General features: G+C 64.2%; 1 protein-coding gene. It reads left to right on the top strand.

Features of this window, described 5'->3' with window-relative positions:
• Nucleotides 1–450, top strand: a 450-nt coding sequence (locus L6966_RS11945; RefSeq protein WP_237233463.1) for a major capsid protein, incomplete at both ends; no start/stop codon positions are given.

The raw sequence follows: 450 nt of genomic DNA, 5'->3' as shown, positions 1-450 counted from the left end.
CGCACGCCTTCATCGCCAACATCGACGAGGCGATGAACCACTACGACGTGCGTTCCGAGTACACCCGTCAGCAGGGTGCGGAGCTGGCGCTCAAGCGCATGCAGAACGAGCTGCGCTGCGCGATCCTGGCCGCTCGTACCACCGAAGGCAAGGTCGAAGGCCAGCCGGGTGGTGCCATCATCAAGGCCGCCACGATGGCCTCCGATCCGACCGTGCTGGCCGATGCGTTCCGCAACGCCCGCATGCTGTTCGACGAGAAGCTGCTGCCGGACAACCCGCAGGAGTTCACTGGCGCACTGGCCCCGGCTCAGTGGTATCTGCTGACCGAGAACAAGGACTTGATCGACCGCGACATCAACGCGGAATCGAACGGCTCCTACGGCCAGGCGATCATTTCCTCGGTCGCCCGCATCCCGCTGGTGAAGATCAACGCGATGCCGCGTGTCGATG

The sequence above is a fragment of the Rothia nasisuis genome, from assembly GCF_928381405.1.
Lineage (GTDB): Bacteria > Actinomycetota > Actinomycetes > Actinomycetales > Micrococcaceae > Rothia > Rothia nasisuis.
The sequence above is the reverse complement of the archived record's forward strand: the minus strand, read 5'-3'. Positions and strand labels throughout refer to the sequence as shown.